General features: G+C 64.2%; 13 protein-coding genes and 1 pseudogene. 10 read left to right on the forward strand and 4 right to left on the reverse strand.

Annotation, left to right across the window (positions count from 1 at the left end; translation table 11 throughout):
* Nucleotides 1-41: 41 nt before the first annotated feature.
* Nucleotides 42-788: a uroporphyrinogen-III synthase gene (locus CVM73_RS17435; RefSeq protein ID WP_100233185.1), complete on the reverse strand. Its 747-nt coding sequence runs from the start codon at nt 786-788 to the stop codon at nt 42-44.
* Between the two features lie 151 nt (nt 789-939).
* Between CVM73_RS17435 and tsaD the strand changes: the two genes are divergently transcribed.
* The 3 genes from tsaD to CVM73_RS17450 are packed head-to-tail and all read left to right on the forward strand — an operon-like array spanning nt 940 to nt 3,412.
* Nucleotides 940-2,013: a tRNA (adenosine(37)-N6)-threonylcarbamoyltransferase complex transferase subunit TsaD gene (tsaD, locus tag CVM73_RS17440; RefSeq protein ID WP_100233186.1), complete on the forward strand. Its 1,074-nt coding sequence runs from the start codon at nt 940-942 to the stop codon at nt 2,011-2,013.
* A gap of 2 nt (nt 2,014-2,015) precedes the next feature.
* Nucleotides 2,016-2,996: an NAD(P)H-dependent glycerol-3-phosphate dehydrogenase gene (locus CVM73_RS17445; protein ID WP_100233187.1), complete on the forward strand. Its 981-nt coding sequence runs from the start codon at nt 2,016-2,018 to the stop codon at nt 2,994-2,996.
* Nucleotides 2,997-2,998: 2 nt separating this feature from the next.
* Complete coding sequence (locus CVM73_RS17450; RefSeq protein ID WP_100233188.1) at nt 2,999-3,412, forward strand: EVE domain-containing protein; 414 nt, start codon at nt 2,999-3,001, stop codon at nt 3,410-3,412.
* Between the two features lie 125 nt (nt 3,413-3,537).
* Here CVM73_RS17450 and CVM73_RS17455 read toward each other — a convergent pair whose 3' ends face one another.
* On the reverse strand, nt 3,538-4,617 hold the full coding sequence (locus CVM73_RS17455; RefSeq protein ID WP_167406908.1) for an adenylate/guanylate cyclase domain-containing protein: 1,080 nt from the start codon (nt 4,615-4,617) through the stop codon (nt 3,538-3,540).
* 112 nt (nt 4,618-4,729) lie between these two features.
* Between CVM73_RS17455 and CVM73_RS17460 the strand changes: the two genes are divergently transcribed.
* Nucleotides 4,730-5,185, forward strand: a complete 456-nt coding sequence (locus tag CVM73_RS17460) for an SRPBCC family protein (RefSeq protein ID WP_100233190.1) — start codon at nt 4,730-4,732, stop codon at nt 5,183-5,185.
* An 11-nt stretch (nt 5,186-5,196) separates the two neighbouring features.
* Here CVM73_RS17460 and CVM73_RS17465 read toward each other — a convergent pair whose 3' ends face one another.
* Complete coding sequence (locus tag CVM73_RS17465; RefSeq protein WP_100233191.1) at nt 5,197-6,366, reverse strand: DNA topoisomerase IB; 1,170 nt, start codon at nt 6,364-6,366, stop codon at nt 5,197-5,199.
* Nucleotides 6,367-6,759: 393 nt separating this feature from the next.
* Between CVM73_RS17465 and acs the strand changes: the two genes are divergently transcribed.
* The 5 genes and pseudogenes from acs (at nt 6,760) to CVM73_RS17485 (ending at nt 12,881) form a co-directional block, all read left to right on the forward strand.
* Nucleotides 6,760-8,706, forward strand: coding sequence for an acetate--CoA ligase (gene acs, locus CVM73_RS17470; RefSeq protein WP_167406895.1), 1,947 nt, complete (start codon nt 6,760-6,762; stop codon nt 8,704-8,706).
* A gap of 296 nt (nt 8,707-9,002) precedes the next feature.
* Complete coding sequence (locus tag CVM73_RS17475) at nt 9,003-10,322, forward strand: TIR domain-containing protein (protein ID WP_100233193.1); 1,320 nt, start codon at nt 9,003-9,005, stop codon at nt 10,320-10,322.
* A 139-nt stretch (nt 10,323-10,461) separates the two neighbouring features.
* Nucleotides 10,462-10,587: pseudogene (locus tag CVM73_RS41475) on the forward strand (hypothetical protein); the annotation flags it as partial.
* Nucleotides 10,588-10,784: 197 nt separating this feature from the next.
* Nucleotides 10,785-12,098 (forward strand): toll/interleukin-1 receptor domain-containing protein, encoded by a 1,314-nt coding sequence (locus CVM73_RS17480; protein WP_158237575.1) that lies wholly within the window; start codon nt 10,785-10,787, stop codon nt 12,096-12,098.
* 267 nt (nt 12,099-12,365) lie between these two features.
* Nucleotides 12,366-12,881, forward strand: a complete 516-nt coding sequence (locus CVM73_RS17485; RefSeq protein ID WP_100233195.1) for a L,D-transpeptidase — start codon at nt 12,366-12,368, stop codon at nt 12,879-12,881.
* Nucleotides 12,882-12,936: 55 nt separating this feature from the next.
* On the opposite strand, the gene CVM73_RS17490 is transcribed toward CVM73_RS17485, so the two are convergent.
* Nucleotides 12,937-13,524 (reverse strand): thermonuclease family protein, encoded by a 588-nt coding sequence (locus CVM73_RS17490; protein WP_100233196.1) that lies wholly within the window; start codon nt 13,522-13,524, stop codon nt 12,937-12,939.
* A 240-nt stretch (nt 13,525-13,764) separates the two neighbouring features.
* On the opposite strand from CVM73_RS17490, the gene CVM73_RS17495 reads away from it, so the two are divergent.
* Complete coding sequence (locus CVM73_RS17495; RefSeq protein WP_245452321.1) at nt 13,765-15,483, forward strand: methyl-accepting chemotaxis protein; 1,719 nt, start codon at nt 13,765-13,767, stop codon at nt 15,481-15,483.
* Nucleotides 15,484-15,495 lie beyond the last annotated feature (12 nt).

A 15,495-nucleotide genomic window follows, 5' to 3' on the forward strand; every position in this document is an offset into this window, starting at 1 on the left:
ATACCAGGGTGGATTAGATTGCGTCGGATTCGGCCCGACCTTTACGCCAAACGGGTGCGCAACGCACGCTCCAAGGTGTCGAACAGGGCAGTTTCGTCCGGCGTTGCGGCCACCAGAACCTGTGACGCGCCGGCGTCGCGTAACACGCCCGCAACCGTGTCGGACAGGCAGCAATGCGGGATCGCCAGTGCCGAGATTTCGACGCCTTCGTCCCGTGTCGCATCCAGGAACACGCGTGCGCTGCGCCGGGAGTAGTGCAGCACCGCCTCGATCCCGTGGGCGGCAAAGCCCTCGCAGACCTCGCGCGGCAGGTGCTTGACCGGCGTCATGCGATAGGTTGTCCGCGTGACCACGCGGAAACCCTCCGTGCCGAGTTCGTCGCCGAGGTCGCGCGACAGATCCGCGCCCGCGAGATACAACAGCACGCTCTTTTTCTTCAGCAGCTTGGCGCGTGCGCTCTGCACCACCTTGTCCCGCAAGGAAGCAGCATCGCCGCCGGCGACGATCACCTCGGCAAAACCGGCCTCGCGCGCCGCAGCAGCCGTATGCTCGCCGACCGCAAACAAAGGCAGCTTCAACAGGCCTAGGTCCCGCGATTGCGGCGCGACGGCGCGGATGGCGTTGGCCGAGGTGACGAGAACGGCGCCGTAGGGCGCTTCACTCTCGCCATGGAAGGCGACCGGCTCGAACTTGAGCGCCGGCGCAAGCAGCACCGCATGCCCGCGCGCGCGCAGATTTTCCGCCGTCGCCTCATTGTCGGGATGCGGCCGTGTGACAAGAATGGACATCGCTGGTGTTCCCGAACCACGTGGCGGTGACGCATTGACCTGGACGGCTGCGCGTGACGATTGCGCAATCTGGCCCCGGGATGCTACCGGACGTACCTGAACTCTGCTTTACGGATGAGCGCAAGGGCGCAAATTGGATAACAATTCGCCAATGCTGGTGCTGGGCATCGAAACCACCTGCGACGAGACCGCCGCGGCCGTGATCGAGCGCGCGGGCGACGGCAGCGGCAAGATCCTGTCCAATATCGTGCGGTCGCAGGTCGAGGAGCATGCCCGCTTCGGCGGCGTGGTGCCGGAGATCGCGGCGCGTGCGCATGTCGATCTGCTCGACGGCATCATCGATCGCGCCATGCGCGAGGCCGGCATCGGCTTCGCCCAGTTGAGCGGTGTCGCCGCTGCCGCGGGGCCCGGCCTGATCGGCGGCGTCATCGTCGGGCTGACCACCGCGAAGGCGATCGCGATGGTGCACGACACGCCGCTGGTCGCGGTGAACCATCTCGAAGCGCATGCGCTGACGCCGCGCCTCACCGACGGCATCGAATTTCCTTACTGCCTCTTCCTCGCCTCCGGCGGCCATACCCAGATCGTCGCGGTCACCGGCGTCGGCCAGTATGTGCGGCTCGGCACGACGGTCGACGACGCAATCGGCGAGGCCTTCGACAAGGTCGCGAAGATGCTGGGGCTGCCCTACCCCGGCGGACCACAGGTCGAGCGCGCGGCGGCAGGCGGTGACGCCACGCGCTTTGCGTTTCCGCGGCCAATGCAGGGACGCCCCGATGCCAATTTCTCGCTGTCGGGATTGAAGACGGCGGTGCGCACCGAAGCGAGCCGGCTCACTGAGCTCACGCCGCAGGATATCAGCGATCTCTGCGCGAGTTTTCAGGCCGCCGTGCTCGACTCGACCGCCGACCGGCTGAGCGTCGGCCTGAGGCTTTTCCGCGAGCAGTTCGGCGCACCGCGCGCGCTGGTCGCCGCCGGCGGCGTCGCCGCCAATCAGGCGATCCGCGGCGCTCTCGATGACGTCGCGAAGCAGGCGCAGACGCAACTGATCATGCCGCCGCCCGCGCTCTGCACCGACAACGGCGCCATGATCGCCTGGGCCGGTGCCGAGCGCCTCGCGCTCGGCCTGACCGACACGATGGAAGCGCAGCCGCGCGCACGGTGGTTGCTCGACGCCAACGCGACAGCGCCCGCGGGTTACAGCAACACGCGGGCGGGATACTAGCGATGACCGCGCTGCAATCCGTCGCGGTGATCGGCGCGGGCGCCTGGGGTACGGCGCTGGCGACGGTGGCGGCGCGGGCAGGGCGGAGCGTCACGCTCTGGGCGCGCAACGCGGAGCATGCGAGGCGGATCGCATCGACGCGCGACAATCCGCGACTGCCCGGCGTGCGGCTTGCGCCGGACATTGTCGTGACGAGCGATCTGGCGCTTGCCGCGCGTGCAGACATGCTGCTGATTGCAACACCGGCGCAACATTTGCGCGGCGCGGTCAACATGATGGCCTCGCACATCACGAAGCCGGTACCGATCGTCGCCTGCGCCAAGGGCATCGAGCACGGCACCCACAAGTTCATGACCGACGTGATCGCCGAGGCCGCGCCGCACGCGCAGCCGGCGATCCTGTCGGGGCCGAGCTTTGCCGACGACGTCGCACGTGGCCTGCCGACGGCAGTGACCCTGGCGGCAAGCGATGAGGCGTTGGCCAGCAGCCTGGTGCAGGCGCTGGGCTCGCCGACATTCCGCCCCTATCACTCCACCGACATCCGCGGCGTCGAGATCGGCGGCGCCGCCAAGAACGTGCTGGCGATCGCGGTCGGCATTGCGGTCGGGCGCAAGCTCGGCGCCTCCGCGCAGGCGGCGCTCACGACCCGCGGCTTTGCCGAGCTCACGCGCCTCGGCCGCGCCCTCGGCGCGCGCAGCGAGACGCTCACCGGCCTGTCCGGTCTCGGCGATCTGATCCTGACCTGCTCGAGCCCGCAATCGCGCAACTTCGCGCTCGGACTCGCGCTCGGGCGCGGCGAGCAGCCTGCCGCCGGCAAGCTCGCCGAGGGCGAGTTCACCGCCCCCGTGTTAATCGAACTCGCGGCTTCGCAAAACATCGAGTTGCCGGTATCGGAAGCGGTCGCGGCGATCCTAAGCGGCCGAAGCACGATCGACGCCGCGATCTCGGCGCTGATGACGCGCCCCTTCAAGGCAGAGGAATAAGCATGGCGTACTGGCTCGTGAAATCCGAACCGTCGGTGTGGTCCTGGGAGCAGCAGGTTGCGAAGGGCGCCAAGGGCGAGGCCTGGACCGGCGTGCGCAATTTCACTGCGCGCCAGAACCTCGTGAACATGAAGAAGGGCGACAAGGCGTTCTTCTATCATTCCAACGAGGGCAAGGAGATCGTCGGGATCGCGGAGATCATCAAGGAAGCCTATCCCGACCCGACCGACAAGACCGGCAAATTCGTCTGCGTCGACATCAAGGCCGACAAGCCCTTGAAGACGCCGGTGACCATGGCGGCGGTCAAGGCCGAGAAGAAGCTCGAAGGCATGGCCCTGGTGAAATATTCGCGCCTGTCGGTACAGCCGGTGACGGCGGAGGAGTGGAAGCTCGTCTGCAAGATGGGCGGGGTTTAGTTGGTGCCGTAGCCCGGATGAGCCAATGGGTCGGCGCGAAGCGCCGCCCGATGACAGGCTCCGCGACATCCGGGATGGTCTGGTCCCGCATATCGCTACGCTCATGCGGGCTACGATGTCCGAATCTACTGCTCCGGCAGCGTGAACACCTCGCACGGCGCGGCAATGCCGCGCAGCGAATGCGATCCGAGCGCGATCAGCGGCATCTTCGTCTCGGCGGCAAGCGCGCCCGACACCAGCACCGTCCGGCCGAGTGGCTTGCACAAACCCTCGAGCCGGCTGGCGAGATTGACGGCGGGACCGATCGCGGTGAAATCGAGCCGGTTGGCGGCACCGATATTGCCCCAGAGCATCTCGCCGAGATGGAGCGCAGCACCAAACGACAGCGGCGGCAGCCCTTGCGCGCGGCGCTCCCTGTTGAGGTACGCCATCCCGGCTTCGGCTGCGCCGGCCGCACGCAGAGCGGCCTCGCAGGCGCTGCGCGGTGACGCCTCGACCACCGGAAAGATCGCCAGCACGCCGTCGCCGATGAATTTCAGCACCTCTCCACCAAAAGCGTGAACCGCACCGGCGATGCGATCGAACCAGGCGTCGAGCGCGGCGATGACATCGGCAGGCGGCGTGGTTTCCGACAAGACCGTGAAGTTGCGCAGGTCCGCATAGAGCAGTGCGGCCTGGATGGTCTCGCCGAGATCGCGCCGCAGAGGTGCCGCCAGCACCCGCTCCGCGCTGCGCTTGCCGAGATAAGCATCCAGCGTCGCCCGCAAGGTGGCGCGAGCGGCGAGCACGGCAAGGGGCGTCGCGGCGAAGCGAGCGGCCTGGCGCAATTGCTCGATCTCGCCTGCCCTGAACGAACGCGGCCCGATCCAGCCGAGCAACGGCCCATCGGGCCGTCCAACGGCATCTTCCTGCACCTCGCCGTGTGCGATGTCGCGCAGCCAGCGGCGGCCGGCATCGTTCGGCGGGTCTGGCGCCAGCCCGCCCGGCGCGAAGCCGAGCGCTTCGATCACCTGACCGCTGTCGGCACGCCACAGCCACGTGCGCTTCGCGATCAGTGGATGCGGTACCTCCAACGTCAGGCTACCTGCCGCAAGCGGCACGCCGTCGGTGATCAGATGCGCGCCGAGTTCCGCGAGCAGGCGGTCGGCCCCGGGACAATCCGAGGCGGCATCGACGAGCCAGGCGAGGGTCGAGGAGAGGGGCATGGCCCGATGATGACGAAGCCGAGCCGTCTTTGTCACGGGCAATCCTTGACGGAGCCCCGCAGCGCCGCCATGTCCCAGGGTCAGCCCAAGGCAAGACGAGGGATGATCGCCAATGACCGAGCCGTTCATGGTGCGACGCGAGACCCAGATCGCGGCCCCGCGTGCCACCGTCTTCGCCTATCTCACCGACCCCGAGAAAATCCTGAGCTGGATGGGCTCCGACGCGACCACGGAGCCGTATCCAGGCGGGCTCTACCTGCTCAAAGGCGTTGGCCCGCGCGGCGGCGTCGCTCGCGGCGCCTTTCGCGAGGTCGTGCCGGTGCATCGTCTGGCCTACACGTTCGGCTGGGAGGGCGGCCAGGAAGTGCCGCCCGGCTCGAGCCTGATCGAGATCGACCTGATCGAACGCGACGGCGGCACGCTGCTGCGCATGACGCATAGCGGATTGCCGAGCGAAGCGCAGGCCGCCGCGCATGCGACGGGATGGGCGCACTATCTGCAACGATTGACGATCGCGGCCGCCGGCAACGATCCCGGTCCGGACAGAGGCGTTTCAGACAAGTCGTAGTGTCGGGGAGGTCAGACCGCCGCGGTCGCCACCACCTGCGCCAGCAACTGCTCGCGCCTCGCCTGCGAGCGCTGGCCCTTCATGGTCGCGGCGAAGCGCTCGAGGATGCCGTCCTCGAAGGCGGTGACAATGGTGTCGTGGACGTAGCTCTTGCGGCAGATGGCCGGCGTGTTGGAGAGCTTGTCCGCGGCGGCGCGGATTGCGTCCAGCACCTGCTTCTTGCGGCCGCGCTGGCTGGTCGCCGGTGTGATCCGCGACAGCGATTCCACCACGACGGCTGACGCCATCAGCGTACGAAAATCCTTCAGCGAGATCTTGATGCCGGCGATCTCGCGCAGAAACGCATTGACCTGCGTGGTATTGACCGCCCGCACGATGCCGTAGGCATCGCGGTACTGGAACATGCGCTTGCCGGGAACACGCTGCAAAATGCCGATGGCGCGCACCAGCTTGGCCGCGTCGCACTCCTTACGCACCGCCTTGCCGCCCTTTGCCTTGAATGTCAGCACGAAGCTGTCGTCTTCCAGCGTGACGTTGGACTTCAGCAGCGTGGTGGCGCCGCGGGTGCCGTTGAGGCGGGCATAGGATTCATTGCCCGGGCGGATCGCGGTGCGCGCGATCAGCTCGATCACGGCCGAGAGCGCGAACTCGCGCGTCGGCTCGTCCCCCGACAGGAACGCCGAGACCTTGCGCCGGATTTTTGGCAGCGCTCCGACGAGCTTCTCCAGGCGGTGCGCCTTGCGGTGCTCGCGGACCTTCTCCCAATCGGCGTGATAGCGATATTGCAGCCGGCCCGCGGCATCGCGGCCCACGGCCTGAAGGTGCGAGTTGGGATCGGCGGAGTAGCGCACCTCGCGATAGGCCGGCGGCACCGCCATCGCGTGCAGCCGACGGATGGTGCGGGCATCGCGGATATGCGCGCCATTGGGACGGACGAAGGAGTAGCCCTTGCCGCGCTTGATACGGCGGATGGTCAGCTCGTTCTGGTCGCCGAGCCGCAAGCCCAGCTCCCTGGCGAGCGCCTCGACCGTCGCCGCGGGCGCCGTGTCGAAGACTTTCTTCGGGCTCAGGCGCCTGAAAGGGGCCGGTTTCGGCCATTGTCCGAGGGCTTTGGCGAGGGCAATGGCCGCAGGATCGGCTGACGCGGGCCGCATCGTCCCGAAATTCTGCTGATCCATCATAGTCTTATGCCTTAGCCCTGCCTGTTATCGATCAATGCCAACGTTCTGATTTTTGTTCCGAGGGGTCTCTTTGGACCCGGGTTGGCCATTTAGGGTGTTCCGAACCGTATTGCGAGTCCCGAATCAGTGAGAAGAGGTCTCTAAATACCTCTATTGCTGCATGAGGGCTCTGCGCCGGGCTGTTCCAGGCAAACGGGTAAACACCGAAGAAAAGGCGCCCGCGGGGCTGTTTCACATCTGCGACAGTCGCAGCAGGTGGCCTTGATCCTTCGCATGGCCGGCAGCCCGCCGAAGGTCCAGCTTGTGCTCCTTGTCGGGTCCGGCTAGCCCGACGCATAATCAGCCAAATGATGATGTCGGCATTGCCTGAGCTTGCCGCATGTGGAGGGAACCATGTCCGAGAAGATCTACGACGTGCCGGCGGAATGGACGAAGCGCGCCTGGATCGACCAGGCCAAGTACAAGGAAATGTACGCCCGCTCGATCTCGGACCCGAACGGTTTCTGGGCGGAGCAGGCCAAGCGCATCGACTGGATGAAGGCGCCGACCAAGATCGAGAACGTCTCCTTCGCGCCCGGCAATATCTCGATCAAGTGGTTCGAGGACGGCATCCTCAACGTCGCCCATAATTGCATCGACCGGCATCTCCACACGCGCGCCAACCAGACCGCGATCATTTGGGAAGGCGACGATCCCTCGCAATCAAAGCACATCACCTACAAGGAGCTGCACGACGAGGTCTGCCGGATGGCCAACATCCTGCGCACCCGCAACGTCAAGAAGGGTGACCGAGTCACGATCTACCTGCCGATGATCCCCGAAGCGGCTTACGCGATGCTCGCCTGCGCGCGCATCGGCGCGATCCACTCCGTGGTGTTCGCGGGCTTCTCGCCGGACAGCCTCGCCCAGCGCATCAACGACTGCCAATCCAAGATCATCATCACCGCGGACGAAGGCCTGCGCGGCGGCAAGAAGGTGCCGCTGAAGTCCAATGTCGACGCGGCGCTCGCCAAGACCAACGGCGTCGACTGGGTCGTCGTGGTCAAGCACACCGGCGGAAAGGTCGACATGAACCCGACGCGCGACCTCTGGTATCACGAGGCGGCGGCGATGGTGACGACCGAATGTCCGCTCGAGCACATGCACGCCGAGGATCCGCTGTTCATCCTCTACACCTCGGGCTCGACCGGCCAGCCCAAGGGCGTGCTGCACACCACGGGCGGCTATCTCGTCTATGCCGCGATGACGCATCAATACGTCTTCGACTATCACGACGGCGACATCTACTGGTGCACCGCCGACGTCGGCTGGGTGACCGGCCACAGCTACATTCTCTACGGACCGCTGGCCAACGGCGCGACCACGCTGATGTTCGAGGGTGTGCCGAACTATCCGGACAATTCGCGGTTCTGGAACGTCATCGACAAGCACAAGGTCAACATCTTCTACACCGCGCCGACCGCGATCCGCGCGCTGATGCAGGGCGGCGACGCCCCCGTGAAGAAGACCTCGCGCGCCTCGCTCCGCCTGCTCGGGTCGGTCGGAGAACCCATCAATCCCGAAGCCTGGGAGTGGTATCACCGCGTCGTCGGCGAGGACCGCTGCCCGATCGTCGACACCTGGTGGCAGACCGAGACCGGCGGCATTCTGATCACGCCGCTGCCGGGCGCGACCAAATTGAAGCCGGGCTCGGCAACGCTGCCGTTCTTCGGCGTGGTGCCGGAGATCGTCGATGCCGACGGCAAAACCCTGGAGGGCGAGACGACAGGCAATCTCTGTCTGACCCGTTCATGGCCAGGCATGATGCGCACGGTCTACGGCGACCACGCCCGCTTCGAGCAGACCTATTTCTCGACCTACAAGGGCAAGTACTTCACCGGCGACGGCTGCCGGCGCGATGCCGACGGCTATTACTGGATCACCGGCCGCGTCGACGACGTCATCAACGTCTCCGGCCATCGCATGGGCACCGCGGAGGTCGAGAGCGCGCTGGTCGCGCACGAGAAGGTGTCGGAGGCGGCGGTGGTCGGCTTCCCGCACGACATCAAGGGCCAGGGCATCTACGCCTATGTCACCCTGATGGCCGGCGTGCAGCCGACCGAGGATCTGCGCAAGGAGCTCGTGACCTGGGTGCGCAAGGAGATCGGCCCGATCGCTTCTCCCGACCAGATCCAGTTCGCGCCGGGCCTGCCCAAGACCCGCTCCGGCAAGATCATGCGCCGCATCCTGCGCAAGATCGCCGAGGACGAGCCGGGCAGCCTGGGCGACACCTCGACGCTGGCCGATCCCGCCGTGGTCGACGACCTCGTCAAGAACCGGCAGAACCGGAAATCGGCGTAAGGGAAGTTTTGGCCCCGACGCAGCGCAGCGCCCACTTGGCGGTGCGCTGCAGAGCCGGGGCAATGCGTACGAAGCCGAACCGGGTCCCAACTCAGCATCGTGTCCGGGACGCACGGCGGAGCGGCGCAAGGCCGGCCACTGGGGAGTAAAAGTTAGCTAGTCCTGTTTCATAGTCGCGGATCAATGGCGCCCTAGAGCCGTCTTTTAAACGCGATGCTTGTCCTTGTGCAAAAAAGGCTTATGCTGCAATCAACCTGAAATTGCCTCATGAACAATCCGTTTTGGATGTTGAAGAGATGTTTGAAGGTTTGCCGTCTCGTGAGCGCCCCCTGATCTTAGGCATCTTGGTAGATGTCTCCGGGTCCATGCTTTCCGCCATGGGCGGCGGTACTGGTGGCCAGAATAGGTTGGAAGCATTCCGAGATTCGCTGAAGCGCAATGCCGCGAAGGTAGATCAACTTTCTCAAGGCGCTTTGAGCGAAGTTTCTCAGTCCACCTTGCTGTTTGCCTACGGCTTTGGTTTCGGTGGGCCGGGAGCTTTCCTTTCGCCGGGACCTGATGTTCGCGATTTATTGCAGACGAGCCGGGGGCGAGCTTCCACAATTTCGTTGCACGACCTTGCCCTGAATTGGGACCTATGGGAGGCCCATCTTACCAAACTTGCTGTAGGCATGTTTGGCAATACTCCCATGTTGGAAGGGCTCACGACTGCAACCGAACGATTGCGCGCGGAGATTCAGCAACACCAGTTGTTTGGTCCCCCTATCATCTTTTTTCTCTCCGACGGCGACCCGACCGATGGAAGCGAAACAGACGTTACGAGCGCCGCGGATGTACTACGGAGTCTCGGCGCAATCATCGTATCATGCTATGTGACGGATTCGAATATCACCGAACCGCGCCGCTTATACGAGCATGCTCCGGATTCTTGGCCAAGTAGCGCCCGTCTGATGTTGAACTGCGCATCGACGATTCCCTCGCTGTCACCCATCGAAGAATATCTCAGAAGTCGAAGGTGGCATATCGAGCCAGGCGCGCGCCTATTCGCACAGGTTAACCAGTCTGAGATCCTTTCGGAGTTCATGGGGATCATCACCAGTCCCGTCGCGACCAACGCGGCTTCCGTCTCCAGAGGCGCTAATAGATCGATAAGCGTGTTTATCACCTACAGCCATCATGACAGAGCGTATCTTGCCGAAGACAGCCTCTACGGCTTCCTGAAAGGGCTCACTCGAGAGGGATTCTCGATCTGGTTCGATACGCGGCTCGAAGCCGGAGCGCTTTGGGACAACGAGATCAAGAAGCAGATGGAAGCTGCAGATATCGTGATCGCCCTAGTGAGTCAAAGTTTCTTGAATTCGGACTATTGCCAGAGTGTCGAGATGGCGCGCTTCCTTGAGAGGAGGAAGGAGACTGGACTCGTTATCCTACCTATCATAGTAGCTCCCTGCGATTGGAGATCCTATCCATGGTTGTCGGCCACTCAGTTCGAACCAAGGGACGGAAGGACCATCGAGCCGGACTACGAGGATCGCGGCAAGCGAGACAGACTCTTCCTGACGATACTTGAGCGACTCCGCGCTCTGGGCAGAATCATTCGAGCGTCCGCTGGCTAGCCTGGCAATATTTTCTCCAGCAATGGCGTTAGTATCGACCGCGCGGTCGAACTGCTCATCCATGTGATAGAAACAGAATGGATCGCTTGGTGGGACAACATCTCTCGACCGAGATTGAAGCGGAACAGAGGTTAGCCCGTTGCGCCGTATCCTGCGCAAGATCGCCGAGGACGAGCCGGGCAGCCTGGGCGACACCTCGACGCTGGCCGATCCCGCCGTGGTCGACGACCTCGTCAAGAACCGGCAGAACCGGAGATCGGCGTAAGTCATCGCCGTCGTTCCGTGGTGATGCGTGAGCATCGAACTCCGGACCTCGTCATTCTGAACTTCGTACCGGGGCCACGCTTGCGTGGCCCCGTCGTTTTTGGCCCACATCGTCACCAATCCTGCAATGTTGCTCGCGAAAGATTCCCGGACTAACCTGAAGTTGTTATTCCAGGACGATTATTCGAGGGCTGGCGCTTGGCCGATATTTTTTTCAGCTATGCCAAGGTTGATCGCGCGCAGATCGAGCCCATCATTCACGCGCTCGAAACCGAATGGACGGTGTGGTGGGACGACGATCTTCAGATCGCAGGATCCTTCAGCGAGGAGATCGAGGAAGAGCTGAATAGAGCGTCGTGCACGATTGTCGCCTGGTCGAAAGCCTCGACGAAATCCAAATACGTTCTTGATGAAGCCGGGCTCGCCAATGATGCGGGCAAGCTTGTTCCGATCTCGCTGGACAGCGCCAAGCCCCCGCTGGGTTTCCGCGGTATACAGACAGGCGATTTTTCGAGATGGCAAGGAGATCGCAACGCGCCGGAGTTCATCAAGCTTCGTCACGCGATTCAAAAGAGAGTAGGAGGTCAACCAGCGCCAGCCAAGCCGACGTCGTCGCCTGGCGACGAACCTCCTGGTTCGGCCAGCCCAAGACCCGTGCAAGAGCTGCAGCCTGGCGATGTGCTTGAGCCCTCGAGACACGAACCCGGCGGTGGAAAGCCAAGATCATTTCAGGGCTGGTTGATAGGATTGGCGTTGGCAATGGCAGCAAGTATCGCGGCCGTCACCGTCATGCTGAATTGGCCGCAAGCAAGCCGCCCTCCCATAACTGTCGTGACTCCGACGCCGATCCCTACGGCCGCATCGACGGCGACTGCTTTCAATGGAATCGCGATCTACCTGCACAGCAAACGTCCTCAGCAGCAGATCGATCAGCTTCTTGCAAAGCTGCGTGAGGCCGGCTTTGAGCAGGTCCATCCGGATCGTGACGTCGACAACGACAACAAGCCGGACAGCGTATCGCCACGTTCGGGGGTTGATTACCGCGCGGGGGATGCGAAGAGTCTTGCTGCCGCCACCAAAGCCGCTGAGATCACCAACGAGCTGCTCGGTACCGGCATCAAGCCGCGGCCACAGACGATGGAAGCCAACAAGCTCGGCATCTGGCTGCCGTATCGGGGCGACTACACTGCCTCTCTCGTCTTTGCCGGCGACTTCAACCGCGACCGCGACATCAGGCCGTTCGCGCGCGAGGTGGGAGCGCTGGGCTGGAAATGGCAGGAGCCCACGGCCGGCGGTGGCACCAGGAACGAGGCGGCGGCGCGGATGTGCGAAGTGCGGTATGGATCCCCGTCCGACCGCCCGTACGCTGAGCTGCTGGCCAAGGACATTACAGGGATCGCCGCCCCCGCCGGAGCCACACGCGTTGCGCCTGGTGGGGTGAGCGTGAAGGTCGATTCCAGCGTCGCCGCGAGCAGCCTGCAGATCTGGATCGGCTCTGGAATCTGCAGATAGCAGCCGGCCGCACGTTCCCGCACGGATGGATCGGAGCCGGCATCACCTGCCTGGCATCTTTCCTGCCCAGTGTTGTTTTCAGGTCATTTACTTTATTTCGAACATTTCCTTTGTTCCCGCTGCTGGCTGGCCCTCGGCGGCCGTGCGTGGAAACCATCCGGTTAACGGGCGCGGTTAACAATGAGCGTTGACGAGGGCTCGGCGCGGCGGCGATTGCCGGGTTCTGCGTCATTTTGGACGATCCGTTTTGGGCGAGGGGAAGCATCGATGTCGATGAGGATTGCGGTGGCGCTGGCCGCCACCATCGGGGCTGGGGTCTTGATGTCGACGGCGGCAAAGGCACGACCGGAGCTGGTGGGCGCACACCTCGCCGACTATTCGCCGGGCACCATCGTGGTCAAAACCAGCGAGCGGCGGCTCTATCTCATCCTCGATAACGGCCACGCCGTGCGCTATCCGGTCGGCGTCGGCAAGGCCGGCAAGCAATGGGCCGGCACGACGAAGATCGACGGCAAGTATCTCAATCCGGCCTGGGCGCCGCCCGCCGAGGTGAAGCGCGACAAGCCGAATATCCCCGACGTCATTCCGGGCGGCTCGCCGCGCAACCCGATGGGCGTTGCGGCGATGACGCTCGCCGGCGGCGAATATGCCATCCACGGCACCAACGTGCCGGGCTCGGTCGGCGGCTTCGTCTCCTATGGCTGCATCCGCATGCTCAACGACGATATCACCGATCTCTATCGCCGCGTCTCCGTCGGCACGACGGTGGTCGTGACGCGCTGATCGCTTGAATCGGTCGAGACGAAAAACGCCGCGTCTTTCGACGCGGCTTTCTTGGTTACCAGAAGCGCCAGCCGCGCGCGCACCAGCCGTCGCGATGGCCGCCATTGTAGCTGCGCACAAAGCCGCCGGAGAGCAACGCCGCCGAAACGTTCGCAGTCCGCCGGGTTGCGACGTCGGCGAGGACGCGGCCGTATTTGTCGGGGCCGAGATTAGTGATGGTCACGCCGCCCTGGCCGAGCAGATCGCGCAATGCGCGGGCCGCAGCTTCGGCCTTGTCCAGCTCCGCCTGGCAAGACGCCTTCAGTTCGGGCGCGTCGATGCCGCGCAGCCGAACACGCGCAACGAGATCGCGGCCGTCACGCTGACGAACGCGGGCGAGGAAGGTATCGCCGTCGATGGTGCGGATGACATCGACCGGTCGGACGTCCGCATTGCCGGCCTGCTGCAAGATAATCTCGGCATCCTGAGCGCGGTCGTCGGCCGCATGCGGCACGGGCCAGCTTGATCCTTGCCGAAAGGCGAGCACGATCGCCGCCGCCATGCCGACCACAAACAGCCACGGCAAGAGGCCCGAGAAGCGGCGGCTGAACGGAGCACCTCTGAACGAGGATTGATGAGCACTGATACGGCCGCGGAGACGCATTGTTTCAGGCTAGAACTGAGTCGGGGCGCATCGCAAGCGCAAGTCTCCCTGCACTCTAATTCCGACCGCGCCGCTCAAATGCTGCACCGATCGCGACGCTACCCGTAGTTGTACGGATCAAGATCGTCACGCGCCCTTCAAGGTTCGGCCGTACTTCTACGGTCACTATTGAATGTTACCCAATTCTCAATCTTTGGTTGCGAAGACGCATATATTCGGTGACGATCCAAGGAGGCAGTGGTGGGTTCATTCGGGGTTCGCATTGGAACCAAGCTCGGCGTCGTGACGGGCGTAAGCGTGGTGCTGGTCGGCGGCATGCTGACCAACCAGATGCTCGGCAACCGCTCGATTGCCGAATCCAATCGCCTGGTCACGATCAACTATCTCAACAAGGGCAATGCGCAGGCGGCACAGACGGCGATGGCGCGGGCGCAGCTCGCAGCCCTCGAAATCGGCTCGGCGGCGTCAGCCGGAGAGGTGGACAGGCTCCTTGAGATTCTCCGCACCCGAGCGAGTGAGGCTGGTGCGGAAATCGATGCCGCGACGGAGCGGGCGACCCGAAAGGTCACCCAGGACGCCTATCGTGAGACCAGGAAATTCGTCGATGCGTATCTGGCCAGCGGCGTTGAGCTGGCGGGGGCGCAAAAGGCCATCATTGGCGCCCCTGCCGGTGGGGCCAACATTGCAGCCGAGTCGGCGAGGGCGAGCATTCTCGCAGAGCACATGCGTCCGGCAGCCCTGGAAGTCGGCAAGCGCATCGACGATCTGGTTGGCGTTGCCAACGAATTTGCCGCGCGTCGCAAGGGCGAGATGCTGGCCGAGCTGGATCGCGTCGCCACCTTCGCAATGATCGTGGGCGTATTCGTCGTTCTGACGTTGGTCGGGTCCGCAGTCTTTTCCGTGATGAGCATCGCCCGGCCGGTCCGACGCATCGGCGACGTGCTCCTGCAGCTCGCCGGCGGCAACAAGGCGGTCGAGATTCCCTACACCGCCCGCGGCGATGAAGTCGGCGACAACGCTCGCGCGGCTCAGACCTTCAAGGAAAATCTGATCCGGATCGAGCAGATGGAGGCCGAGCAGAAGACTCAGGAAGCCGCTGCTGCCGCTCAGCGCAAGGAGGAGATGACCCGGCTCGCCGGCGCGTTCGAAACTGCGGTCGGCGGTATCATCGACTCTGTCTCGGCAGCCTCCCAACAGCTCGAGGCCGCCGCCGGCACGCTGTCGGGAACCGCGGAGCAGACCCAGCAGCTCTCGGGAATGGTCGCGGCCGCCTCGGAGGAGGCATCCACCAACGTCGGAGCCGTGGCGTCCGCCGCCGAGGAGATGAGCATTTCGGTCGTCGAGATCGGCCGCCAGGTCCACGATTCCAGCCGCATCGCCGGCGATGCCGTCAAGCAGGCCGAGCGCACCGATGCCCGGATCAATGAGCTGCTCAAGGCGGCGGGCCGAATTGGCGACGTCGTCAAATTGATCACTGCGATTGCCGAACAGACCAACCTCCTGGCGCTGAACGCAACGATCGAGGCCGCGCGGGCCGGCGAATCCGGGCGCGGCTTTGCAGTCGTCGCAAGCGAGGTCAAAGCGCTCGCGGCGCAGACCGCGCGAGCGACCGAGGAGATCAGCGCGCAGATCGCCGGCATGCAATCGGCGACCGAAGACTCCGTCGGCGCGATCAAGGAGATCGGAGCGACCATCGCCCGCATCTCGGACATCTCGACGACGATCGCTGCGACCATCGAACAGCAGGGCGCCGCGACGGCCGAGATTGCGCGCAACGTCAGCGAAGCCGCCAAGGGCACCGTCGAAGTTGCGGACAAGATCGCTCAGGTCAGTCAAGGCGCGAGCGCCACCGGCGCGGCGTCGGGACAGGTGTTGGCATCGGCGCGCTCGCTGTCGAGCGAAAGCAGCCTGTTGAAGACGGAGGTCGAGAAGTTCCTCAATACCGTTCGCGTGGCCTGATGCCGCAGAGAC

The organism is Bradyrhizobium forestalis, from assembly GCF_002795245.1.
In the GTDB taxonomy this organism is placed as follows: Bacteria; Pseudomonadota; Alphaproteobacteria; order Rhizobiales; family Xanthobacteraceae; genus Bradyrhizobium; species Bradyrhizobium forestalis.

Excerpts from the sequence above, each read along its gene's own strand:
- CVM73_RS17490 (WP_100233196.1), bottom strand. The coding sequence starts at position 13,524 with ATGCGTCTCCGCGGCCGTATCAGTGCTCATCAATCCTCGTTCAGAGGT.
- CVM73_RS17455 (WP_167406908.1), bottom strand. The coding sequence starts at position 4,617 with ATGCCCCTCTCCTCGACCCTCGCCTGGCTCGTCGATGCCGCCTCGGAT.
- CVM73_RS17445 (WP_100233187.1), top strand. The coding sequence starts at position 2,016 with ATGACCGCGCTGCAATCCGTCGCGGTGATCGGCGCGGGCGCCTGGGGT.
- acs (WP_167406895.1), top strand. The coding sequence starts at position 6,760 with ATGTCCGAGAAGATCTACGACGTGCCGGCGGAATGGACGAAGCGCGCC.
- CVM73_RS17475 (WP_100233193.1), top strand. The coding sequence starts at position 9,003 with ATGTTTGAAGGTTTGCCGTCTCGTGAGCGCCCCCTGATCTTAGGCATC.
- CVM73_RS17435 (WP_100233185.1), bottom strand. The coding sequence starts at position 788 with ATGTCCATTCTTGTCACACGGCCGCATCCCGACAATGAGGCGACGGCG.
- CVM73_RS17465 (WP_100233191.1), bottom strand. The coding sequence starts at position 6,366 with ATGATGGATCAGCAGAATTTCGGGACGATGCGGCCCGCGTCAGCCGAT.
- CVM73_RS17450 (WP_100233188.1), top strand. The coding sequence starts at position 2,999 with ATGGCGTACTGGCTCGTGAAATCCGAACCGTCGGTGTGGTCCTGGGAG.
- tsaD (WP_100233186.1), top strand. The coding sequence starts at position 940 with ATGCTGGTGCTGGGCATCGAAACCACCTGCGACGAGACCGCCGCGGCC.
- CVM73_RS17460 (WP_100233190.1), top strand. The coding sequence starts at position 4,730 with ATGACCGAGCCGTTCATGGTGCGACGCGAGACCCAGATCGCGGCCCCG.
- CVM73_RS17485 (WP_100233195.1), top strand. The coding sequence starts at position 12,366 with ATGTCGATGAGGATTGCGGTGGCGCTGGCCGCCACCATCGGGGCTGGG.